Origin of the sequence: Rhodococcus sp. 14-2496-1d, assembly GCF_002259365.1 — a bacterium.
Lineage (GTDB): Bacteria > Actinomycetota > Actinomycetes > Mycobacteriales > Mycobacteriaceae > Rhodococcoides.
Genome location: NZ_NPFV01000027.1, coordinates 123,222 through 146,623, shown reverse-complemented (window position 1 = coordinate 146,623; position 23,402 = coordinate 123,222). Strand labels below are relative to the sequence as shown.

The following is a 23,402-nucleotide window of genomic DNA, read 5'->3' as shown; positions in this document are numbered from 1 at the left end:
GCTCACTCCTTCGTCAGTAGTTCTCGGGGGTATGCGGTGAAGGTTTCGAGGCCGTTCTCGGTGACACGAACGGCCTCGGATACCTCGTATCCGTAGTCGTCCATCCACATTCCGCCGATGATGTGGAACGTCATGTTCTCGGCGAGTACGGTCTCGTCGTCGGTGCGCAGGCTGACGGTGCGCTCACCCCAGTCGGGTGCGTAGGCGATGCCGATCGAGTAGCCGATGCGCGACGGTTTGTGCAGTCCGTGCTTGGCCAGGCTGGTGTTCCACACCTGCGCCAGCTCGGTGGCGGTGACGCCTGCCCGTACGGTTGCGAGCACGTCGTTCAGGGCTTCCCCGGTGGACTTGGCGAGGTAATCCAAACGTGGACTTGGCTTTCCGAGAACGATGGTGCGCGCCATCGGGACGTGGTAGCGCCGGAACACTCCGGCCAGTTCGACGACGGTGGTCTCGCCCCGCACGAAGCGCTGATGCGACCAGGTCAGGTGAGGGGTGTCGGCTCCGGCACCGGTGGGCAGCATCGGGACGATGGCGGGGTGGTCGCCGCCGAACTCCTCGGTGCCGCGTACCTGTGCGTTCATGATGGCAGCAGCTGCGTCGCACTGCCGTTCACCGACCGAGATCGACCGGTATGCGGCCGACATCGCCGACTCGCACACCTGGGCGGCACCGCGCATCAGGGCGATCTCCGCCGGCGACTTGACCACTCGCACCCAGTTGATCAGTTCGTAGGAGTCGGTGAAGCGGTATTCGGGTAGCGACTTCACCAGTGCCTCGAATGCCTTCGGGCTGAAGTAGTACGAGTCCATCTCCAACCCGACCTGGCCGTGCTCGAAGTTGTTCACCAGTCCCAGTTCCCGCAGCTTTGCGGCGACCCAGACGAACGGGTGGGTGTCCTTGCGCTGTACGAATGTTTCGGGGTAGCCGAACGTTCGATCCTGCGGCAGCCATGACGTCCGAAACGCGCCGTTGGCGTCCATCTCGCGGGCGAAGAAGTACATCTCTCCGTCGAGGGGCACGTACAGCATCTGCGGGGTGTAGAAGGAGAGGGCGTTGTAGCCGAGCAGGTAGTACAGGTTCGCGGGATCGGTGACGATGAGCGCGGTGAGGTTCTGCGCTGCCATCCGCTCTCGGACGGCAGCGAGCCGGGCGGCGTACTCCTCGTCGGTGAAGGTGATCGGCGTGCTGTTCGGAACATCGGGGTACCGAGCCAGGCCTGGAGCGGCCCGTCCTGTGGTCTCGTCGGGTCCGAGTGCGGTGACGTAGGCGGCGTCGGGTGAGTCGTTCACGGGCACCCCCTTCAAGGAAGTCGTTTTAGTAGATTGTTGACAATCAGGCTAAGCGCTGGCGCGAGAGGTTCGCAAGACTTCGGATGTAAATGCTGTGTTGCGGGCAGGCGACTATCCCGGAGTGGCCAGCGCCGAGTGTTCTGCCTGCTCCTCGACCATGGCGCGAGTCAGATCGTGGATAGCGGTGTCCATGTGCTCGTGCACGCCCTTTTCCAGTGCGTCCCAGTCCGATCCGAGCAGGAGGTCGACGATCAGCTGGTGTTCCTCCACCAGCGCCTCGGGCCGGTAGTACGCGGTTTCGAGGTTGGCCATGCAGATTCGCGCCTCTGCAGCGAGCGTGGCGTACATTCGCGACATTCGGCTGTTGCGCGTTGCCGCGACCAGGGCGGTGTGAAACGCCAGATCCCGTTCGGCAAGACCTCGCCAGTCCGCCCGATCGATGAACGGCTGCATCTGCATCACGATGGCCGAGAGCTCATCGGCAGCCGAAACCAAACGAGCGCGATCGCCGTGCACCAGAGTCCACGCGGCACCGACCTCGATCGCCGCGCGGGATTCGTAGATCTCGGTGACATCCTCGCTGCTCAGCTCGACGACGAACACGCCTCGATTCCGGTAGCTGACGAGGAGCCCCTCCTGATTGAGACGCTGCAACGCCTCCCGGACCGGTCCCCGCGAGATCTCGAGTTCCGCGGCGACGTTGGCCTCGTTGATCTGTTCCCCTGGGGCGTAGGACCCGTCGATGATGCGGTCGCGAATCTGGTCGGCAATGACCATCGACGTGTTGCGTGCGTCGATGGGCGTCAGTCGTCTCGAACTGGGCATGATCGAAAACCTCTCTCAGCCTCGGGGAATGGCGAAATATTTGTACTCCAGAAATTCGTCTATGCCGACTTTTCCGCCCTCGCGGCCGAGTCCGGACTGTTTGACGCCACCGAACGGCGCAGCCGGATTGGACACCAGCCCCGTGTTGAGGCCGACCATGCCCACCTCGAGGCGCTCACCCATCCGAAGAGCACGGTCGATGTCCTGGGTGAAGACGTATCCGACGAGTCCCCATTCGGTGTCGTTCGCGAGGGCGATCACCTCGTCCTCGGTGTCGAACGGAACGATTGCTGCCACCGGCCCGAAGATTTCCTGTGACATCAGATCCGACGTCGCGTCGACGTCCGTGAGGACCGTCGGTGGGTAGAAGTAGCCGGGTCCGTCCGGGGCCACTCCCCCGACGATCGCACGTGCGCCGCGCCCGAGGGCGTCGTCGACGAGTGTCTGCACCTTGGTGCGGCCCGCGTCGTCGATCAGTGGACCCACCTCGGTTCCGGGTGCACTTCCGGCCCCGACCGACAGTGCACCCATCCGCTCGGCGAGCGCCTCCGCGAACTGCGCTGTGACGCTGCGGTGTACGAAGAATCGGTTGGCGGCGGTGCACGCCTCACCCATGTTGCGCATCTTGGCGACCATCGCACCGTCGACGGCGCGCGTGAGATCGGCGTCGTCCATGACGATGAAGGGTGCGTTGCCACCGAGCTCCATCGAGGTGCGCATCACCGTCGATGCGGCTTGTTCGAGCAGGATCTTGCCCACCGCCGTCGACCCGGTGAAGCTGATCTTGCGGGCCGAACCGCTGCTCATCCACGAGCCCACGACACCCGACGCGTCGGTGGTGGTCACGACATTGACCACTCCCGCCGGAACACCGGCGTCGCGCAGGATTTCGGCCAGGGCCAGTGCCGTCAACGGAGTTTGCTCGGCCGGCTTGAACACCACGGTGCATCCTGCCGCCAATGCAGGGCCGATCTTGCGAGTTCCCATGGCCAATGGGAAGTTCCACGGAGTGACGAGAATGCACGGTCCGACGGGTGCTCGGGTGACCACGATGCGGTTCTTGCCGTCTCCGGTGAGGGTGTGATCGCCCGAGATGCGCACCGCCTCCTCGGAGAACCAGCGGAAGAACTCGGCACCGTACGCCACCTCACCCCGCGCATCGGCCAGTGGCTTTCCCATTTCCGCGGTGATGATCGCAGCGAGCTCCTCCGACCGCGCCATGATCAGTTCGTATGCCGCGCGGAGGATTTCGCTACGTGCACGCGGCGGCGTCGCGGCCCAGTCGGCGGCGGCGTCGACCGCTGCGGCCATGGCGTTCTCGGCATCTTTGATGCCGCCGTCGGCGACGTTGGCGATGACCTCGCCGCTGGCGGGATCGATGACATCGAACCGGGCGTCGGACGCTGCGGCGGTCCACGTGCCCGCGATGAACAGGTCGGTCGGAACCGTGATGGTAGGACGCGTGAGGCTGGTGGTCGAACTGGCGGTCATGGCCGCGGTCCTTTCGTCGAACGTGGATCGAGTATCTGCGCCAGGTGTACGGACGCGTCACCGGTCAGGTCACCGGTGAGTTGACGCACCTGCATGTGGCAGGAGAATCCGTCGGTCAGAATCGGAGTGTCCGGCTCGGCGTCACGGAGCGCCGGCGCGAGGGCCTGTTCGGCGACCGCCATGCTCAGCTCGAAGTGCCGAGACTCGAAGCCGAAATTGCCTGCCACGCCGCAGCATCCGGTGGCCTCCCGCACCGCGTCGATACCGACGGAGGCCAATGCCGTGCGCTGGGTGGCGTTGCCGAACACCGCATATTCGTGGCAGTGGGTCTGTACGGTCACCGAGTCGGGAATCTCCGCCGTGGGCACCCACCCGGCCGCGGCCTGATCGATCACCGCGCCCGCGAAACTCTGTACTCGCGCCGCGACTCGTCTCGCGGCCGGGGTGGGAACCAACTCCGGCATGTCCTTGCGGAACGCCGCCGCGCAGCTCGGTTCGGTGACGACGATGGGCCGGTCGGTGCCGTCGTCCAGTGCTGCAACGGCTTTCGTGAGGTGCGCGCGGGCGGCCTTCAGCTGGCCCGTCGAGATCCAGGTCAGACCACAGCACACGTCGGTCCGGCATTCGGTGCTGCGGCCCGAGTCCTCGAGCACGCGCTGAGCCGCGCCCGCGACCTCGGGACGAAAACCCTGAGTGAAGGTGTCGACGACCAACACGACGTCCGCGTCGCGGCCGCCGCCGAGCCGGACTTCTCGCGCCAGTTCCTTCGCCGATGCGAATCGTGGCAACGGCCGCTCGGTGGTCAGCCCACCGAGCCGAGCCGCCAGTGCTGCGATGCGCGGGGTGAGCAGACGGTTGAGCAACGGTGCCGTTCTCTTCGTCACCTTCAGCCAGCGGGGCAACCAGCCAAGCGAATAATGCGAGAGCGGCCGCAGTCGCCCCGCGTAGTGATGATCGAGGAACTCGGACTTGTACGTCGCCATGTCCACTCCGACAGGACAATCCGACGAACAGGCCTTGCAGGACAGACACAGATCGAGCGATTCGGCCACGTCCTTCGAGGCCCATCCGTCGGCAACTGTCGGCGAACTGCGCACCATCTCCTGCAGCACTCGTGCTCGACCCCGCGTCGAATCCTTCTCGTCGCCCGTGGCGCGGAAACTGGGGCACATGACGCCTCCGGACGCTGTGCGGCATTTACCGACACCGACACACGACTGAGTTGCGTGTACGAAGGGATCCAGGTCTGCCCGCGTCCCGATCTGGTGCAGATCGAAGGTCGTCTTCCATTCCCGCTGTGGGATGCCCTGCAGCATCAGGTTGTCCATCATCGGTTCCGGATCGGTGATCGACCCCGGGTTGAGGATGCCGCCGGGATCCCAGATGCGCTTGAATCGTGCGAACGCGTCGAGCATGCGGGACGAGTACATCACCGGCAGCAGTTCCGAGCGTGCCCTGCCGTCGCCGTGCTCACCGGACAGGCTGCCGCCGTGCTCGACCACCACCCGCGCGGCGGCGCGCAGGAAGTCGTTCATCACTCGTCGTCCGGCGTCGGTGCGCTGATCGAACGTGATGCGCACGTGCATGCAGCCGGCACCGAAGTGTCCGTACATCACCCCCGTCAGATCGTGTTCGGCCAGAAGCACGTTGAGGTCGGCGAGATAGGCGGACAGGTTCTCGGGTGCGACGGCGGCGTCCTCCCAGCCGCCCCAGGACTCGGCTCCGCCGGCCAGGCGGGTCGCGAGCCCCGCGCCGTCCTCACGTACTCGCCACAGCGCTGTTCGATCGGCAGGGTCGGTGACGATGCGGCCCTCCTTGACGCGGCCGAGAAGACCGAGCGCCTCGAGCAGACGGGCGGCCTTGTTCTCCACTTCGGCGGTATCGGCACCGTCGAGGTCGACGTAGAGCCAGGCGTTTCCCGCGGGCAGACCGCGGACGGAGTCCGGTCCGCGGCGGTACTCCATCGTCCGGGCGATGTTGTCGTCGATACCCTCCACCGCGGCAGGCGAGAACTCGAGAATGGCCGTCACGTCGGCCGCGGCGGCCACCACGTCGTCGTAGCCCAGGCAGAGCAACAGCGCGGCCCGCGGTACGGGCACGACGGCGACGGTGACCGAGACGATCACCGCGCAGGTGCCCTCGCTTCCGACGAGTGCACGAGCGACGTCGAACCCGTTCTCGGGCAGCAGATGCGACAGGTGAAATCCGGAGACCTGTCGCGGTATGCGGCCCAGCTCGACTCTGAACAGGGCGAGGTTGTCCGCCGCCAGCGACTGCAGCTCACGCGAGATACGTTCGGCCGCATCGGTTGCCGCGGAATCCTGCGAATGCACTGCCGCCACACCGCTACGAGTCACTCGAAGCAGGTGCCCGTCGGCGGTGACCACGTCCATCGCCACCGTGTGGTCCGCTGTTCGTCCGTAGCGCACCGAATGATTACCGCATGCGTCGTTGCCGACCGCCCCGCCGACCGTCGCGCGTGTCTTGCTGGACGGGTCGGGGGCGAACGTGAATTCCCCGGCTGTGCGCGCCACCAACTCTCGCTGCAACTCCGAGATGACGATTCCCGGTTCCACCACCGCCGTTCGCGAGTCGGTGTCCACCGAGATCACGCGATTCATGTGGCGAGAGAAATCGAGCACGATGCCGCGACCGATCGCGTTGCCCGCCATGGACGTTCCGCCGCCTCGGCCGATGACCGCGATTCCGGCAGCGGCGCACCGCGAAACCACGGTGGACACGTCATCGGCATTGCGCGGAAACACGACGGCGGCAGGCGGAATTCGGTAGTTCGAGGCGTCGTAGGAGTACTCGGCGAGCCGCCGATCCGAGTCGTCGATCTCGATGCCCAGTTCGAGTACTTCCTGCACGAGTGCAGGAACCGGGGATCGAACGGAAGCAGCCGTCACAGCACGTTCTTCAGTGTGCGCGACAACGCGTCGAGGCCCTGCCGCATCTCGTCGTCGCTCACGATCAGCGCCGGGATGATCCGGACCACGTTGCCGAGCGCGCCACAGGTGAGCAGCAACAACCCCTCGTCGATCGCGCCCTGTTGTACGCGCAGAGCGGCCGCAGCATCGGGATTGCCTGCGCTGTCGACGAATTCGAGTGCCTGCATCAAGCCGAGTCCACGTGCATCACCGATTGCAGAGTGCTCGGACTTCAGTGCGAGCAGGCCGTCGAGCAGAACTCGGCCCTGCGCGGCAGCGTTGGCGACCAGACCTTCCTCACGCACGACGTCGAGCGTCGCGACACCCGCCGCAGCGGCGACGGCATTGCCGCCGTACGTGCCGCCCTGCGATCCGGGCCAGGCCTTGCTCATCAACTCGGTCGATGCCGCGATCGCCGAGATCGGAAATCCGCTGGCCAGACCTTTCGCGGTGATGACGATGTCGGGAGTGATCGACGAGTGCTGATGACCCCAGAATTTCCCGGTACGGCCGACCCCCGCTTGCACCTCGTCGACGATGAGGACGATCCCGTGGGTGTCCGCGCGTTCGCGCAGGCCCTCGAGAAACTCCGGAGGCGTGGGCAGATAACCGCCGTCACCGAGTACCGGCTCGATGATGAACGCAGCGGTGTCGGCGGGGCTCGACATCGTCATCAGCAGGTAGTCGAGTTCCTTCAACGCGAAGGCGACGGCGGTGTCCATGTCCCAGCCGTATCGGAACGCGTACGGGAACGGCGCGATATGCACACCGCCCATGATCGGTGAGAATCCGGACCGAAACTTGGTGCCCGCGGTGGTCAACGACGCGGCCGCCACCGTGCGTCCGTGGAACCCTCCGTGGAACGCGATGATGTTGGGCCGTCCGGTCGCCATGCGCGCCAACCGAATCGATGCCTCGACGGCCTCGGAGCCGGAGTTGGCGTAGAAGACGCTGTCGAGACCGGGCGGTAGTACCTCGCCGAGCTTGTCGGTCAGCGCCAGCAGCGGCTGATGCATGACTGTCGTGTACTGAGCGTGGATGATCTTGCCCACCTGCTCGCGGGCGGCCTCGACCACGCGGGGATGGCAGTGCCCGGTGCTGGTGACGCCGATACCGGTGGTGAAGTCGAGGTACTTGCGCCCGTCCGTGCCGATGATCCAGCTGCCCTTTCCGTGATCGACGACGATCGGGGTCGCCTGCTTGAGTGCCGGGCTGAGGTGGGTGCGAGTCGACGCTGTCATGGCTGCCATCGTCACCCACGGAATTAGGATTGTCAACAATCTGCAATTGGCAGTTCAGGGACGGGTGCATCCGCCCGAGCGATACAGTTCGTCGGTGCCCGCTTCGAACCCTCGCATCGCCGTGCTCGGCAGCATCAACATGGATCTGATCACCCGGGCACCGTCCCTGCCCGAACCCGGCGAAACCGTGCTGGGCACATCGTTCACCACCTCGCCGGGCGGCAAGGGCTCCAATCAGGCCATCGCCGCCGCCAAAGCCGGCGTTCCTGTGTCGTTCATCGGAGCGGTCGGAGACGACGAGTTCGGGGAGACACTGCGCCGGACCCTGTCGAGCGCGGGAGTCGACGACCGCGCGCTGCGCACCACAGCAGGTTCGAGCGGCATCGCCGCCATCACCGTCGACGATCACGCCGAGAACAACATCGTCGTGGTCCCCGGGGCCAACGAACGCGTTCGCGACCTCACCGACGACGACCTGACCGTCATCTCCGACGCCGACATTCTCCTGTGTCAGTTGGAGATTCCCCTCGCCACCGTGGTGACCGCATTCGAGTACGCACGCTCTCGCGGTGTGGTGACGATGCTGAACCCGTCACCGGTTCAGGATCTGCCCGACGCCCTGGTGGCGGCAACCGACGTGCTCGTGGTCAACGAAGCCGAGGAAAGCCGACTCGGAAACCGGCTGAACGAGGTGACGCACGTGATCACCACACTCGGTGCCCGAGGCGCTCGGTACCGCGGCTCGGAATCGTTCGAGGTCCCTGCTCCGCGCGTCGACGCCGTCGACACCACCGGGGCCGGCGACGCATTCGCCGGAGCACTGGCTGCGTCCTGGTTCGACGGCCCGCGCAAGGCAGTCGAATGGGCCTGCGTTGCAGGATCGTTCGCCGCGACGAGGCCGGGTGCGAGCACGTCCTCGGGTACTCGCGAGGACATCGACGCACTGCGAGATGCGGCCACTGGATGAACACCCCCGACCTCGACGAACTCCGACGTCTGCGCCGCGCGCGCGACCGAATGGATCGCGAATTCGCCGAGCCACTCGACGTTCCCGCTCTGGCCCGCACGGCATCGATGTCCACCGCGCACTTCAGTCGCCGTTTCCGCGAGGCCTACGGTGAGACGCCGTACGCACATCTGATGACCCGCCGAATCGAGCGCGCCAAGGCCCTGCTGCGCCGCGGAGATGTCAGCGTCACCGAGGCCTGCTTCGCTGTGGGCTGTACCAGTCTCGGATCCTTCAGCTCCCGCTTCACCGAGATCGTCGGTGAGACACCCAGCGCGTACCGCGCCCGTGATCACAGCGACAGCCAGGGGATGCCGAGTTGCGTATCCCTGGCGATGGGCCGACCGATACGGACCGCGATCTCCGCGCAATCGAGCAGAATCGAAGAAGCGATGTCGACCGACGCGTCCTAGCCTTGCGACATGACACTTTCCCTGAGCCACGGCCACATCTACACCGACGACCCCGATGCCTCTCTGGCCTTCTATCGCGACACCCTCGGACTCGAGGTGAAGAACGAGGTGGTGAACGACGGCTTCCGGTGGATAACCCTGTCCACCGCCGATCAACCCGAAATCGCGATCGTACTGTCCCAGCCGCATGCGGGACGGTCCCAGGAGCTCGGCGATCAGATCGCTGCGCTGCTCGCCAAGGGTGAACTGCCCGGTTTGTGGTTTCGCGCAGACGACCTCGACGGCGCGTTCGAGAAGATACGCGCGGCAGGCACCGCCGACATTCTGCAGGAACCGACCAGTCAGCCGTGGGGAGCGCGCGACGCGGCATTCCGCGATCCCGCCGGGAACATGGTTCGCGTCAGTCAGGCGTGAGTGGAGCCCGCGGAACGAACCATCATGGTTTCCGACCTCACATCGACGCGAGAGCCAGACCACCGCCGCATGCGAGGACGGACGCCAGCAGCGAGACGATCGCGTTGACTGCGGCATCGCGTCGACGCCCGTGCTGTAGCAACCGGACGGTCTCGACACTCGCCGTGCTGAACGTGGTGTACCCGCCGCAGAACCCGGTGCCGATGACGGCTTGGACGTCGGTCGAGCCGGCTCGGAACATCACCCATCCGGCCAGCACCCCCAGCAGGAACGACCCGGACACGTTGATGCCGAGTGTCGCCCACGGAAAGCTCGTCCGTGCCGCGAGACGTGACTTCACTTCCGCATCGACGACGAAGCGAACGACTGCCCCCAGCCCGCCGGCCACTGCGATCCACAGCGCGATCATCGAACCACTCTGCCTGCCAGTGCGATTCCGGCCCAGGCGGCGAGTATGCCGACAAACACGCTGACCACTGCGTAGGCCACGGCCACCCCGGTGAACCCACTCCGGAACCCTTCGACCGTCTCGAGGGCGAAGGTGCTGTACGTGGTGAACGCACCGCAGAACCCGGTACCTGCCAGCAACCTCAGCCTGCGCCGATTTCCCGCATCGGGCCCACCGCGAACCAGTGACTCGAGCAGAAGGCCGAGCACGAATGCACCGGCGATGTTGATGCCGAAGGTCGCCGTCGGCCACTGCGATGCCGAATGCGGGAGCTGCTCCTCAATCACGTAGCGGACTGCCGTACCCGCCGCTCCGCCGACGAACACCACTGCCAGTGCCCACAGGTGACGGTGCACGGGTCCCTGGTCGGCCGGCATCGAATCGGAATCGGGATCGACCACCGATGATCCTTTCGGGCTGCTCGGTCCGACCGTTTCCGACCGGCCCGTGTTTGATGTCGGATGCCTACTGCACGATGGAGCCTATGACAACGACCACGGAGCCCACGACCGGGAACTTGCGCGAGAGCGCCGAGGAACTGTTGCGCGAACTCGCCGGCCCCGATGCAGTGCTGCGCGAAGACCAGTGGACGGCCATCGAGGCTCTCGTGGTGCATCGGCGGCGGGCGCTGGTGGTGCAGCGGACCGGTTGGGGCAAGTCGGCGGTCTACTTCATCGCGGCTAAGCTGCTGCGCGCGCAGGGCCTGGGTCCGACGGTCATCGTCTCTCCGCTGTTGGCGCTGATGCGCAACCAGGTTGCCTCCGCCGAGCGGGCGGGCGTGCGCGCCGCCACCATCAACTCCGGCAACATGACCGAATGGGACGACATTCATCAGCAGGTCAACTCCGGTGAACTCGACGTGCTGCTGGTCAGTCCGGAGCGATTGAACAATCCCGATTTCCGCGATCAGGTACTGCCGTCCCTGGCCGGGGACGCGGGCCTCGTCGTGGTCGACGAAGCTCACTGCGTCTCCGATTGGGGCCACGACTTTCGACCCGACTACCGACGAATCAGAACTCTGATCGCCGAGTTGCGCGACGGTATCCCCGTACTCGCGACCACGGCGACGGCGAACGACCGCGTGGTGGACGACGTCGCGGCGCAGTTGGGTGTCGGCGGCGGAGACACACTCGTCCTGCGCGGCGGGCTCGCACGCGACTCTCTGCGCATGGCCGTGGTGAAGATCGACAACGCCACCGAACGGGCGGCGTGGCTGGGCGATCATCTGAAGACGCTGCCCGGTTCGGGAATCATCTACACCCTGACGGTGTCGGCGGCCAAGGACCTGGCGGCGCTGCTGACCGATCAGGGGCACGTCGTGGCCTCGTACACCGGTCAGACGGACCCGACCGAACGCGAGTCGCTCGAAGGTGACCTGCTGGCCAACCGAGTCAAGGCCCTGGTCGCCACGTCCGCATTGGGCATGGGCTTCGACAAGCCCGACCTCGGTTTCGTGGTGCACATGGGGGCACCGTCGTCTCCGATTTCGTACTACCAGCAGGTCGGGCGTGCCGGTCGCGCCACGGAACGAGCCGATGTGGTGCTGCTTCCCGGCCACGAGGATCGGCAGATCTGGAGCTACTTCGCCTCGGTCGCCTTCCCCCGCGAACATCTGGTAAGGCAGGTCATCGATGCATTGAACACCGAGAAGGCTCAGTCGACGCAGGCACTGGAGCCGCTGGTCGAGCTGAACCGCAGCAGGCTCGAGATGGTGCTGAAGGTCCTCGACGTCGACGGCGCGGTCAGACGCGTTCGTGGCGGCTGGATGGCGACCGGGGAGCAATGGACGTACGACGCGTCCCGCTACGAGCGTCTCGAGCAGGCCAGGGACCGCGAACAGCAGGCCATGATCGACTACCAGAGCACCGACGGCTGCCGGATGGAGTTCTTGCGGAGACAGCTCGACGACCCGGACCTGGGCGCACCCGGTAGTGAGTCCGACCGATGCGGGCGGTGCGACAACTGCACCGGTGAGCACCTGTCCGCCTCGGTGGATGCGGCCTCGGTCGACTCGGCGAGGGCACGATTGGATCGGCCGGGCATCGACCTGCAGCCCAGAAAGCAGTGGCCCAGCGGTATGAAGAAGCTCGGTGTCTCGCTCTCGGGCAAGATCTCCGACCCCCACGAACCCGGGCGTGTACTGGGCCGGCTCACCGACCTGGGCTGGGGCAGCCGACTGCGTGCCCTGCTCGATGCGCCCGACGCTCCGGCCACCGATGCACTGGAGAAGGCGTGCATCACCGTGCTCGCCAACTGGGATTGGAAGCAGCGTCCCACTGCCGTTCTGGCTCTCGACTCCCCTACCCACCCGCTCCTGGTGCGGTCGATCGCCGCGCGATTGGCATCGGTCGGCAAATTGGAGGATCTCGGGGTGATGCAGGTCAGGGCAGGTCATCCACCCGTGTCGGCCGCCAATTCGGCCTTTCGGGTCGCCGGGCTGGTGGACTCGTGGGACGTTCCGGACGTATCGTCCGTGACGGGACCGATCCTGTTGATCGATCTGGTCACCGACACGGGGTGGACGTTCACCTGTGCGGCGTCGGCTCTGACGTCAGCGGGCGCCTCGGCGGTGTTGCCGTTCGCTCTCGCAACACCGAAATGACGACCGGTCGAAATTGCATGGTTTGATTTCTGCAGCGCTGGGTACAGCCAGCTGGGTCAGGAATGTGTGACCACCATCACAATCGGTGGTTAACCAGGGGAAGCATGTCCGTTTCGGGGGTCGATCTGCGGACTCACTCGATATGCCTCGGCGACCTTGTTACGTTTGTTTTTCCTATGAAGCCCGCATTGCTGAGAGGTACCCCGCTCACTGCGCCGGACGCAGTGAAGTTTCGTAAGCCACAGATCTCCGACGGAGTCCGGCTCTGGGAGATCGCAAGAGATTCGCGAGTTCTGGATCTCAATTCCAGCTACTCGTACGTGTTGTGGTGCCGTGATTTCGCGGCCACCACCGTCGTATCCGACATCGACGGCCGCGCAGTCGGTTTCGTCACCGGATACATCCGCCAGGACGCCCCCCGCACACTGTTCGTGTGGCAGGTCGCCGTGGATGCGGACCAGCGTGGCAAGGGACTTGCCGGTCGCATGCTGATGGAGCTGCTCGACCGCCTCGAGCCACAGGGCATCACGCATCTGGAAACGACGATCAGCCCGGACAACGAAGCGTCCATCGCAACCTTCACGAGCCTCGCACGTAAGCGAGGCACCGACATCGTCAAGTCGGATTTGTTCGCGCCCAACGATTTCCCTGATAGCCACGAAGCGGAGGAGCTCTACACCGTAGGCCCCGACGCATCGCGGAATTACGAAAGGAACAAGCAGAACATGACCGAAAAGAACACCGTCACAACAGAGAAGCCCGATGTGTTCGAGACCGTCGAGTCCGGAGTGCGGAGCTACAGCCGCCAGTGGCCCGCCGTGTTCTCCACCGCGAAGAACTCGGTGATCACCGATGAGGACGGCAACGACTACCTCGACTTCTTCGGTGGCGCAGGCGCACTGAACTACGGCCACAACAACGACATGATCAAGGGTGCGTTGGTGGACTACATCACCAGCGACGGCATCACCCACGGACTGGACATGTCCACGGTCGCCAAGCGCGAATTCCTCGAGTCGTTCAAGAAGAACATCCTCGACCCCCGCGGCCTGGACTACAAGGTTCAGTTCCCCGGACCGACAGGCACCAACACCGTCGAGGCGGCCCTGAAGTTGGCACGCAAGGTCACCGGGCGTGAGGCGATCATCAACTTCACCAACGCATTCCACGGCATGACACTCGGCGCGCTGTCGGTCACCGGCAACTCGATGAAGCGTGCCGGCGCCGGAATTCCGTTGGTGCACACCACTCCGATGCCGTACGACAACTACTTCGGAGGAGTCACCGAGGACTTCCAGTGGTTCGAGCGCGTACTCGACGACTCGGGCAGCGGGTTCAACCGCCCGGCCGCAGTGATCGTGGAAACCATCCAGGGTGAGGGCGGCATCAACGTGGCGCGCCCCGAATGGCTGCGCGCGTTGGCCGAGCTGTGCTCGCGTCGCGAGATCCTGCTGATCGTCGACGACGTCCAGATGGGCTGCGGTCGCACCGGACAGTTCTTCTCGTTCGAGGAAGCCGGCATCACCCCGGACATCGTCACGCTGTCCAAGTCCATCGGCGGTTACGGTATGCCGCTGGCACTGACCCTGTTCAAGCCCGAGCTGGACGTGTGGTCACCGGGCGAGCACAACGGCACCTTCCGCGGCTTCAACCCCTCGTTCGTCACGGCGAAGGCCGCCATCGACCACTACTGGTCCGATGACAGCTTCGAGAAGGAAATCCTCGCCAAGGGCGAGCACATCCAGGATCGTTTCATCAAGCTCTGCGCAAAGTTCGACGGCATCTCCACTCGCGGCCGCGGCATGGTCCAGGCACTGGTGTTCGACGACGCCGAGTTGGCCGGCAAGGTCTCACAGCTCTGCTACGACGAGCATCTGCTCGTGGAGACGGCAGGACCGAAGGACGAAGTCGTCAAGCTGCTCCCACCGTTGACCACGACGATGGACGAGCTGGACCGCGGTCTGGACGTCATCGAGAGCGCCGTCGCCAAGGTGCTTTCCTGACCGTCCGTCCGCAGCAACCGACATCGAAGGAGGACATCGCATGATCGTTCGCACCACCCAGGAGATCACCGGTACCGATCGCGACATCGAGAGCGAAGACGGCAACTGGCGCAGCAAGAGAATCATTCTCGGCGGCGACAAGGTCGGATTCTCGTTCCACGAGACCACGATTCAGGCCGGCACGGTGAACAACTTCCACTACGCCAACCACGTCGAGGCCGTCTGGCTGATCGAGGGCGAGGGAACGCTCACCGACCGCGAGACCGGAGAAACCTACGAGCTCGGTGCGGGATCGATGTACCTGCTCAACGGACACGAGCGCCACACCGTCGAGCCGCGTACCACGATGCGCATGCTGTGCGTGTTCAATCCCCCGGTCGTCGGCAACGAGACGCACGACGAGAACGGCGTGTACCCCCTCGTCGAGGTACCCGCGTAGCACCAGTACGTCCCTGACGGCCCGCACCGACGCTTCCGCGTCGGGTGCGGGCCGTAGGCGTCGATACGGTGCTCATCGGGCGATGGATCGCTATCCTGGACGAAGTGAATGCATCTGCTGTGTCCGCAGTCCTGTACGAGCAGCTGACTTCTCTGCTCGAGGGCAGGACGGTCACCGTCGTGAGCGGCGCAGGCATGTCCACCGACTCCGGCATTCCCGATTACCGCGGTCCGCAGTCACCCCCGCGTAACCCGATGACATTCCAGCAGTTCATCGGTGACGCCGAATTTCGTCGGCACTACTGGGCACGCAACCACGTCGGGTGGCGACACATGGATGCCGCGGTACCCAACGACGGGCACCGAGCACTCGCCCGACTCGAACGGGCCGGCGTCGTCACCGGCATCATCACCCAGAACGTCGACATGCTGCACACCAAGGCGGGCAGCCGAAACGTCATCGACCTGCACGGCGTCTACGCCCGCGTTCGCTGCCTGAACTGCGAGCGATTGATCTCGCGTTTCGAACTGGCCCGGCGACTCGATCGTGCCAATCCGGGTTTCCTCGAGTCGGTTGCACCCGCAAACGGCGTCGAGATCGCGCCCGATGCCGACGCGATCATCTCCTCGACCGCGCACTTCAGAATGGTCGACTGCGAATCATGTTCGGGCATACTGAAACCCGACATCGTCTACTTCGGTGAGAGTGTTCCCAAGCCGCGTGTCGCCGAGGCATACGATCTGGTCGACCGAAGTGATGCGTTGTTGGTGCTCGGATCCTCGCTGACCGTGATGTCCGGCCTGCGGTTCGTCAGGCACGCGTCCAAGAAGTCGAAGCCGATCGTCATAGTCAACCGCGGTACCACCCGCGGCGACGAATTCGCTTCTCTCACAGTCCATGCCGGTTGCTCTGAGGTGGCGACCGCGCTGGCCGACGACCTCGATCAGGCAGGAACCAGATCGTCGGCATGAACCACAGGTCGTTGTAGTTCCGCGGCCAAATCCCCTGTGGACCGCCCGAGCATTCCGGCCAGCTCCGCCGAGTCGTACGCGACGACCCCGCGAGCCACCAGGACGCCGCCGTGGTCGACCAACGAGACCACATCGCCGCCGTGGAAGGATCCCGTCACCGACGTGATACCAGCGGACAGCAACGACCGTCGCCGATCCACCACTGCACGCACCGCCCCCGCGTCGAGGTGGAGTTCTCCCGCGGCATCCGCGGCATGACGGACCCAGAACTTGCGGGCCGACAACCGAGTCGGCCGAGCAGCGAAGGCGGTACCCACCGCGGACGTCGTCAGTGCGTGTGCAGCATCGGATGCCGCAGCCAGCAGCACCGGAACACCGGCATCGGCTGCGAGACGCGCAGCGGACAGCTTGGACGCCATTCCGCCGGTGCCCAGCGCTCCCCCGGAGCCGGCGACGACGCCGTCGAGATCCTCGGGACTGGTCACCTCCGGGATCAGCGTCGCCTCGCCCTTGCGAGGATCACCGTCGTACAACCCGTCCACGTCCGAGAGCAGGAACAGCGCGTCCGCTCCGACGAGGTGGGCGACCAGGGCAGCCAGGCGATCGTTGTCGCCGAACCTGATCTCCGCGGTGGCGACCGTGTCGTTCTCGTTGACGATGGCCACGGCACCGAGCGAGCGCAGCCGATCCAGGGTGCGCTGAGCATTGCGATGGTTGGTTCGCCGCGCGATGTCCTCGGCCGTCAGCAGAACCTGTCCGACCGTGCGTCCGTACCGGTGGAACGACGAGCTCCACGCATGAACCAGAGCGAGCTGTCCGACGCTCGCCGCAGCCTGCTTGGTCGCCAGGTCTCGTGGACGCTTGGTCAGGCCCAGCGGTGCCATCCCTGCGCCGATCGCGCCGGAGGACACGACCACCACGTCCGTGCCGCTGCGCATCCGAGATTCGATGGCGTCGGCGAGCAGATCGAGTCGGCCCAGATCCAGACCGGTGTCGAGGCTGGTGAGAGCCGAGGAACCGATCTTGACCACGATCCGCTTGGCATCGGCGATCGTGCGACGGGTATCGGTGAGAGCCTCTGCGAGCGAATCGGATTCACGCACCGCCACCACGGCTACTCCTGTTCGGTATCGAGCCCGCGACGAACCTGGCGGGCATGCTTGCGTTCGGATGCGCCGATGCGCTCGACCTGATCCAGGCGGGCATCGGTGCCACGGCCGGTCATCGTGATCTCGACACCGGCCGGGGTCTGCGGCTCCCAATCGAACGAGACGTCGCCGATGGTGACCGAAGCACCGGGCTGAGCGCCGGCCTTGATGAGTGCGTCCTCGACGCCGAGCCGCGCGAGACGGTCGGCGAGATAGCCGACGGCCTCGTCGTTGGTGAACTGCGTCTGGCGTACCCACCGCTCCGGTCGGGTACCGCGAACGATGAAGCCGTCCGGGATGTCCGGATCCTTCACCACCTTGAAGCTGTCGTCGTTCTTGGCGACCGGACGCAGCACCTGACGTCGCGGCTCGGGAGCCGGATGCGCAGTGCGGTACTCCTCGACCAGCTTCGCCAACGCGAACGTCAGCGGCTTGAGACCGGCACGCGTCACCGCGGAGATGGTGAACACGGGCCACCCACGCGACTCGAACTCGGCGGTGACCATCTCGGCGAGTTCGGCACCCTCGGGAATGTCTGCCTTGTTCAGTACGACGATGCGGGGCCGATCGGCGAGATCACCGAGGCTGGCATCACCGGACAGAGCCGGCTTGTAGGCCGCCAACTCGGCTTCGAGGGCGTCGACGTCGGAGATCGGATCGCGACCCGGATCCAGTGTCGCGCAATCGACTACGTGTGCGAGCACAGCGCATCGCTCGAGGTGCCGCAAGAAGTCCAGTCCGAGACCGCGGCCCTGACTCGCGCCAGGGATCAACCCGGGGACGTCGGCGACGGTGAACGTGGTGTCTCCACTGGATACGACACCGAGGTTGGGCACCAGTGTGGTGAACGGGTAGTCGGCGATCTTCGGCTTCGCGGCGGAGAGCACCGAAACCAGCGAGGACTTACCGGCCGACGGAAAACCGACGAGGCCCACATCGGCGACGGACTTGAGTTCGAGGACGAGTTCGCGCTCGACGCCCTCTTCGCCGAGCAGTGCGAATCCGGGGGCACGTCGAGCCTTCGATGCGAGAGCTGCGTTGCCGAGTCCACCGCGGCCGCCCGGAGCGGCGTCGAAACGTGTTCCCTCGCCGATCATGTCGGCGAGGACGTTGCCCTTCTTGTCGAGCACGACGGTGCCGTCGGGAACCTTGAGGATCAGGTCCTCGCCGTTGGCACCCTCGCGGTTGCCGCCCATGCCCTGAGTTCCGTTGCCTGCCTTGGCATGGCTGGAGAAGTGGAAGTCGAGCAGAGTGTGGACGTTGCTGTCGACGACGAACACGACTCCGCCGCCCTGTCCTCCGTTGCCACCGTCGGGGCCACCGAGAGGCTTGAACTTCTCGCGGTGAACCGAAGAGCAGCCGTTGCCACCTTTGCCGGCGCTGACGTGCAGCACCACGCGGTCGATGAATCGTGACATAGCTGTCTTCGATCCTTTCGTGAAAGAAAAAGCGGGAGAAAAAAGCGATAGGGGCGGACCGGTCTCATGACCCTGGTCCGCCCCTATCGGGAGCTGTGAACGTACGCCGTGGATGGTCGACTCGAGCAGTTGCCCGGTCGCGTCGGCCATCGTGGGCGCGAGCGCTGCAGAAGGACTAGGCCTCTACAGCGACCGGAACGATGTTCACGGTCTTGCGACCGCGCTTGGCACCGAATTCGACTGCGCCCGGGGCGAGTGCGAACAGGGTGTCGTCGCCGCCACGGCCGACGTTGACGCCGGGGTGGAAGTGCGTGCCGCGCTGACGAACCAGGATCTCGCCTGCGCCTACGGTCTGGCCGCCGAAACGCTTGACGCCGAGGCGCTGAGCGTTCGAGTCGCGACCGTTACGGGAGCTCGATGCGCCCTTCTTGTGTGCCATGTTGCATACCCTCCTCGGGGTGAATCAGCTTGGGAGAACGCGGGTCCGAAGGGACCTGGTCACTTGATGCCGGTGACCTTGAGGACAGTGAGCTTCTGCCTGTGTCCCTGACGCTTGTGGTATCCGGTCTTGTTCTTGAACTTGTGGATGCGGATCTTCGGGCCCTTGGTGTGCTCGACGATCTCACCGGCGACCGAGATCTTCGCCAGCTTGTCTGCATCGGTGGTCAGGTCGGATCCGTCTACGACGAGGACCGGAGCAAGCGAGACAGCAGTGCCGGGCGCTCCCTCGATCTTCTCGACCTTGACGAGGTCACCAACAGCGACCTTGTACTGCTTTCCGCCGGTCTTGACGATCGCGTACGTTGCCATCGGAGGGCTACCCCTTGCTTCTTCGAACTTGCTCGCATTGCGCATGGCAACACGACTGGTCTGGTAAAACGTGTTTGCTTGCTCCCTATCGGCCGGTCGGGATGATGATCATTCCGACCCGCTCGAGAACCGTTGTTCCCTACAGCACCACTACGGCACGGCAGAACGGTGTCACCGGGAGCGACTTATCAAGGTTACGGCAGGGAGACGGCCAGGGTCAAACTGCCCTGCTCTGCTAGGCATCGATGTCCACCGGAGGACCTGCAGGCCGCGCTGCTGCGCGCCGTCTGCGAGGACGTGCGGCAGGCACCTCGACCGGCTCCGTTGGCTGCTCGGCCGCCGCAGTGAGCGGTGCCGACGGCTCGTCGGGTGCTGTCCCGGCCTGGTCGGAAGACGTGGCGTCCTCCGCGTCGTCCGTGGCGGGTACGACGATGACCATGCCCGCGTCGGGCGCTGTGCCGGTCGGCGCTGCTGCCTTGCGGGCCACCCGCCGTCCGCGTCGAGCCTTCGGTGCCGCCGGAGCGGACGGCTCGTCGGCCGGAGTCTCGGCGGGCGAGTCCGCTGTCGTGACGTCGGTCTCCGCGTCGGCGACCGCAGCGGCCGCAACGTCCACGTCGTCGGCGGAGACCACGGTCACCACTGCGTCGCCGCCGGCAGCTTCGGCCGGTGCCGGTGTCTCGACATCGGCCGGGCTGACGTCGGCGACCACGTCGTCGTGATGCGCGGCCATGGCCAGCGCCACCGGGTGCGCTCGTTTGATCGACGGGTCGACCACCGGGTGCTCGTGACTGTCTCCCGTGCCTGCCCGATCGTTCGAGGACGCCCGGTCGCCACCGTCCGACCGATCGTTGCCGTCGGCCTTGTTGTCCTTGCCGCGTCGACGCCTGCTGCTCGTTCCCGAGTTGCTGCTGTCGGACCGCGACGAATTCGACCGTCCGCCGTCGTTGTCCGGCTTGGCATCGACGGGGAACGGGTGCACGACGATGCCGCGACCCTGGCAGTGCTCGCATGTGGTGGAGAACGCCTCGACGAGCCCCGTACCGAGCTTCTTGCGGGTCATCTGCACCAGTCCGAGCGAGGTCACCTCGGACACCTGATGGCGAGTCCGGTCGCGTCCGAGGGACTCGGTGAGCCGCCGCAGTACGAGATCGCGGTTGGACTCGAGCACCATGTCGATGAAGTCGACGACGATCATGCCGCCGATGTCTCGCAGACGCATCTGGCGAACGACTTCCTCGGCCGCCTCGATGTTGTTGCGGGTGACGGTCTCTTCGAGGTTGCCGCCGGAGCCGGTGAACTTGCCGGTGTTGACGTCGACGACGGTCATCGCCTCGGTGCGATCGATCACCAGGGTGCCGCCCGAGGGCAGCCAGACCTTGCGATCGAGAGCCTTGGCCAGCTGCTCGTCGATGCGGTGCGCAGCGAAGACGTCGACCGAACTGCCGTCCGCCTCGTATCGGTGCAGCCGCTCCATCATGTCCGGGGCCACGGTCTCGACGTAGTTGGACGTCGTCGTCCATGCCTTGTCGCCCTCGATGACGAGCTTGGAGAAGTCCTCGTTGAACAGGTCTCGGATGACCTTGACCAACATGTCGGGCTCTTCGTACAACGTCTGCGGTTGCACGCCCTTGCCGGTTTCGGCGTTGGCGGAGCGTTCTTCGATGCTGGCCCACTGCGCCTGCAGGCGAGTCACGTCACGTGCGAGCTCTTCTTCGCTGACGCCCTCCGCTGCGGTGCGGATGATGACGCCTGCCTCGGGAGGCACAATGTCGCGGAGGATCTCCTTGAGCCGCTTGCGCTCGGTATCGGGCAGCTTGCGGCTGATACCGGTGGAGCTTCCACCCGGCACGTAGACGAGGAAGCGACCGGCGAGCGAGAGCTGCGTCGTCAGGCGAGCACCCTTGTGCCCCACCGGGTCCTTGCTGACCTGCACGAGAACCTGATCGCCCGGCTTGAGGGCCTGCTCGATCTTGCGCGCGCTCCCGCCGAGACCGGCAGCGTCCCAGTTGACCTCGCCTGCGTACAGCACACCGTTACGGCCTCGGCCGATGTCGATGAACGCTGCTTCCATACTGGGCAGCACGTTCTGGACGCGGCCCAGGTACACGTTGCCGACCATCGACGCGGTGGCACTGCTGGTGACGAAATGCTCGACGAGCACGCCGTCTTCGAGCACGGCAACCTGTGTGGTCAGCGGATGATCCGGTGTCGCCTTCTCGCGCACGACCATGACGCGGTCGACGGATTCGCGGCGCGCCAGGAACTCGGACTCGGTGAGGATCGGCGGACGACGACGGCCGGCATCGCGCCCGTCGCGGCGGCGCTGACGCTTGGCCTCGAGGCGCGTCGAACCCGTGATTCCCTGAACCTCGTCCCGGGGTGCGCGACTCTTGTTGCGTGGCTCATGCTCGTGCACGACGGTGTTGGGCGGATCGTCCTCGGACGTCGCGCCTTCGGCAGCGGCCTCGGCTCCGGTCTTGCGCCTGCGACGGCGACGGCGACGGCGGCTGGAGCCGTCTCCGTCCGAACCACCGTTGTCGGAGTCGTCGTAGTTGTCCTGGGCTCCGGAATCGGACTCGTCGTCGCCGTCCTCGGCCGAGGAGTCCGCGGTGCGCGCGTCGTCGGAGGAGTCGGTCGAATCGGAGTTCTGACGGTCGGAGGAACGGCTGCGAGTACGTGACCGACGCGAGCGTCGTCCCGAGTTCGACTGCTGCCCGTCACCTGCCGAGGACTCGTCCGAGTCCGCGTCGTCGCTCGACTCCGCGTCGGTCGAATCGGTGGTGTCGGTGCTGTCGGTGTCCCCGTCGGAATCGTCGTCCGAGTTCTCGTCGGTCGACTCGTCCGAGGATTGCTCGCCGCGACCGCGTCCGCGACCACGACGGCCGCGCCGGCGACGTCGAGGCTGAGACTGATCGTCGTCGCCGTCACCGTCGGTCGAGCTCTCGGCTTCGGCCGACTCGCCGGCCTCGGAGGAGGACCGGTCGGTCTCGACGGCGGAGACCTCGGATGCACCGGTCTCCGGCGTCACTGCGGACTCGCTGCTGTCGGTAGTGGCACTGCTCTCGGCGTTCGCAGCCTCGTCCTTGGGCGCGGCCTTGCGGCTGCGGCGACGGCGAGCCGGAGGCTCGGCCGGTGACTCCGTCGATTCCGTCGCCGGAGCATCGACAGCGGCGGGCTGCAGGAACAGAGGGGTGGCGAAGGTCGTCGCTGTGGGCTGGTCGGTCGTTGCCGCGGGCTTGGCCGCCTCCGGCTCCGGTGCGGGCGCACTGGTGAACAGCTGCGGCTCGGTCCACGGAACCTCGCCCGCGGGCTCATCGGCAGCAGGCACATCGACATCGGGCACCGGAGTCGGCTCGGCAGTCGAGGAATCGAGAGTTGCTGCTGTGGGGCCGTTGACCGAATCACGAACGGACTCGGCGACGTCACGGCTCAGGCTCGACTGAGCACTGCGCGCTTCGATGCCGAGCTCACCGAGGGTGACGAGCAGCTGCTTGCTGGTGACGCCCAGGATCTTCGCCAATGCGTGCACGCGCAACCTGGTCGGCAGCTCGATGGTGTCGGGTTGCACCGACGACACCGCGTCGGTTTCCACAGGCGACACCGGGCCGGGGGCCTCCGTACGTCCTGCGTTTTCGTTCTGTACATCTTCGGACGGGCTTTGATCGGCCACGTAGTCTCCTCGGGCCCCCGGGCGCGTCCATCCGACTTCCGGGTGTGACGCGGCCACGCGAGGGCAATCCTTGTGTACTCACGTCGGGTTGGACGTCAGCTGTTCGGTCTCGCTCCGCACCCGAGCCGATGACCACTTCGTAGTTCTCGGTGGTCGACGACAGCGTGTGCAGTGCCTGGCTGGATGGTGGTGTACCGGCGATCCGAGCGCCTGATCATCAAGCAAGAACGCGAACGAGCCTGTCTCTCGTTCGAGCATCTGCGATGACGGGCAGCGGATAG

Annotated in this window: 19 protein-coding genes and 1 pseudogene; 8 read left to right on the top strand and 12 right to left on the bottom strand. The window is 65.6% G+C overall.

Features of this window, described 5'->3' with window-relative positions; all coding sequences use genetic code 11:
- Positions 1-2 precede the first annotated feature (2 nt).
- From CH296_RS19640 to CH296_RS19620, 5 genes are all read right to left on the bottom strand, one after another.
- Positions 3-1,181, bottom strand: coding sequence for a Xaa-Pro peptidase family protein (locus CH296_RS19640; RefSeq protein ID WP_176459079.1), 1,179 nt, complete (start codon positions 1,179-1,181; stop codon positions 3-5).
- A gap of 222 nt (positions 1,182-1,403) precedes the next feature.
- On the bottom strand, positions 1,404-2,117 hold the full coding sequence (locus CH296_RS19635) for a GntR family transcriptional regulator (protein ID WP_230596661.1): 714 nt from the start codon (positions 2,115-2,117) through the stop codon (positions 1,404-1,406).
- Between the two features lie 15 nt (positions 2,118-2,132).
- Positions 2,133-3,608: an NAD-dependent succinate-semialdehyde dehydrogenase gene (locus CH296_RS19630; protein ID WP_094685559.1), complete on the bottom strand. Its 1,476-nt coding sequence runs from the start codon at positions 3,606-3,608 to the stop codon at positions 2,133-2,135.
- A complete protein-coding gene (locus CH296_RS19625; protein WP_094685558.1) occupies positions 3,605-6,517 on the bottom strand; it encodes an FAD-binding and (Fe-S)-binding domain-containing protein in 2,913 nt (970 codons plus the stop codon). Before CH296_RS19625 ends, CH296_RS19630 begins: the two co-directional genes overlap by 4 nt.
- Positions 6,514-7,779 carry an aspartate aminotransferase family protein gene (locus tag CH296_RS19620; protein ID WP_032394574.1) on the bottom strand — a complete coding sequence of 422 codons (1,266 nt, stop codon included), beginning with the start codon at positions 7,777-7,779 and terminating at the stop codon, positions 6,514-6,516. The genes CH296_RS19625 and CH296_RS19620 overlap by 4 nt, the downstream gene beginning before the upstream one ends.
- Positions 7,780-7,873: 94 nt before the next feature.
- On the opposite strand from CH296_RS19620, the gene CH296_RS19615 reads away from it, so the two are divergent.
- From CH296_RS19615 to CH296_RS19605, 3 genes are read left to right on the top strand one after another with little or no spacing between them, the layout of a single operon-like run.
- On the top strand, positions 7,874-8,746 hold the full coding sequence (locus tag CH296_RS19615; RefSeq protein WP_032394768.1) for a ribokinase: 873 nt from the start codon (positions 7,874-7,876) through the stop codon (positions 8,744-8,746).
- Complete coding sequence (locus CH296_RS19610; RefSeq protein WP_032394575.1) at positions 8,743-9,198, top strand: helix-turn-helix transcriptional regulator; 456 nt, start codon at positions 8,743-8,745, stop codon at positions 9,196-9,198. Before CH296_RS19615 ends, CH296_RS19610 begins: the two co-directional genes overlap by 4 nt.
- A 9-nt stretch (positions 9,199-9,207) precedes the next feature.
- Positions 9,208-9,612, top strand: coding sequence for a VOC family protein (locus CH296_RS19605; RefSeq protein WP_094685557.1), 405 nt, complete (start codon positions 9,208-9,210; stop codon positions 9,610-9,612).
- Positions 9,613-9,649: 37 nt separating this feature from the next.
- On the opposite strand, the gene crcB (CH296_RS19600) is transcribed toward CH296_RS19605, so the two are convergent.
- Complete coding sequence (gene crcB / locus CH296_RS19600; protein WP_094647539.1) at positions 9,650-10,021, bottom strand: fluoride efflux transporter CrcB; 372 nt, start codon at positions 10,019-10,021, stop codon at positions 9,650-9,652.
- Positions 10,018-10,437, bottom strand: coding sequence for a fluoride efflux transporter CrcB (gene crcB / locus CH296_RS19595; protein WP_094631125.1), 420 nt, complete (start codon positions 10,435-10,437; stop codon positions 10,018-10,020). Before crcB (CH296_RS19595) ends, crcB (CH296_RS19600) begins: the two co-directional genes overlap by 4 nt.
- 107 nt (positions 10,438-10,544) lie before the next feature.
- On the opposite strand from crcB (CH296_RS19595), the gene CH296_RS19590 reads away from it, so the two are divergent.
- The 5 genes and pseudogenes from CH296_RS19590 (at position 10,545) to CH296_RS19575 (ending at position 16,075) form a co-directional block, all read left to right on the top strand.
- The gene (locus CH296_RS19590; protein WP_094631124.1) at positions 10,545-12,662 is read left to right on the top strand and encodes an ATP-dependent DNA helicase RecQ; all 2,118 of its coding nucleotides are present in this window, start codon (positions 10,545-10,547) and stop codon (positions 12,660-12,662) included.
- A gap of 62 nt (positions 12,663-12,724) precedes the next feature.
- Positions 12,725-13,339, top strand: a pseudogene (ectA, locus tag CH296_RS29600) (diaminobutyrate acetyltransferase); the annotation flags it as partial.
- 48 nt (positions 13,340-13,387) lie between these two features.
- Positions 13,388-14,665, top strand: a complete 1,278-nt coding sequence (gene ectB / locus CH296_RS19585) for a diaminobutyrate--2-oxoglutarate transaminase (RefSeq protein ID WP_256980518.1) — start codon at positions 13,388-13,390, stop codon at positions 14,663-14,665.
- A 40-nt stretch (positions 14,666-14,705) separates the two neighbouring features.
- On the top strand, positions 14,706-15,104 hold the full coding sequence (locus CH296_RS19580) for an ectoine synthase (protein ID WP_032394579.1): 399 nt from the start codon (positions 14,706-14,708) through the stop codon (positions 15,102-15,104).
- A 104-nt stretch (positions 15,105-15,208) separates the two neighbouring features.
- Entirely contained in the window at positions 15,209-16,075 is an 867-nt protein-coding gene (locus CH296_RS19575; RefSeq protein WP_373453926.1) for a Sir2 family NAD-dependent protein deacetylase, read from the top strand.
- Here the strand turns inward: CH296_RS19575 and proB are convergent.
- The 5 genes from proB to CH296_RS19550 all read right to left on the bottom strand — a co-directional run bounded on the left by proB (position 16,048) and on the right by CH296_RS19550 (position 23,052).
- Entirely contained in the window at positions 16,048-17,187 is a 1,140-nt protein-coding gene (gene proB, locus CH296_RS19570) for a glutamate 5-kinase (protein WP_176459073.1), read from the bottom strand. The genes CH296_RS19575 and proB overlap by 28 nt on opposite strands.
- A 2-nt stretch (positions 17,188-17,189) precedes the next feature.
- The gene (obgE, locus tag CH296_RS19565; protein WP_032394580.1) at positions 17,190-18,641 is read right to left on the bottom strand and encodes a GTPase ObgE; all 1,452 of its coding nucleotides are present in this window, start codon (positions 18,639-18,641) and stop codon (positions 17,190-17,192) included.
- A 175-nt stretch (positions 18,642-18,816) separates the two neighbouring features.
- The gene (gene rpmA, locus CH296_RS19560) at positions 18,817-19,080 is read right to left on the bottom strand and encodes a 50S ribosomal protein L27 (protein WP_032379202.1); all 264 of its coding nucleotides are present in this window, start codon (positions 19,078-19,080) and stop codon (positions 18,817-18,819) included.
- Positions 19,081-19,139: 59 nt separating this feature from the next.
- Positions 19,140-19,451: a 50S ribosomal protein L21 gene (gene rplU, locus CH296_RS19555; protein WP_032394581.1), complete on the bottom strand. Its 312-nt coding sequence runs from the start codon at positions 19,449-19,451 to the stop codon at positions 19,140-19,142.
- 235 nt (positions 19,452-19,686) lie between these two features.
- A complete protein-coding gene (locus CH296_RS19550; RefSeq protein ID WP_256980512.1) occupies positions 19,687-23,052 on the bottom strand; it encodes a translation initiation factor IF-2 N-terminal domain-containing protein in 3,366 nt (1,121 codons plus the stop codon).
- Between the last annotated feature and the right edge of the window lie 350 nt (positions 23,053-23,402).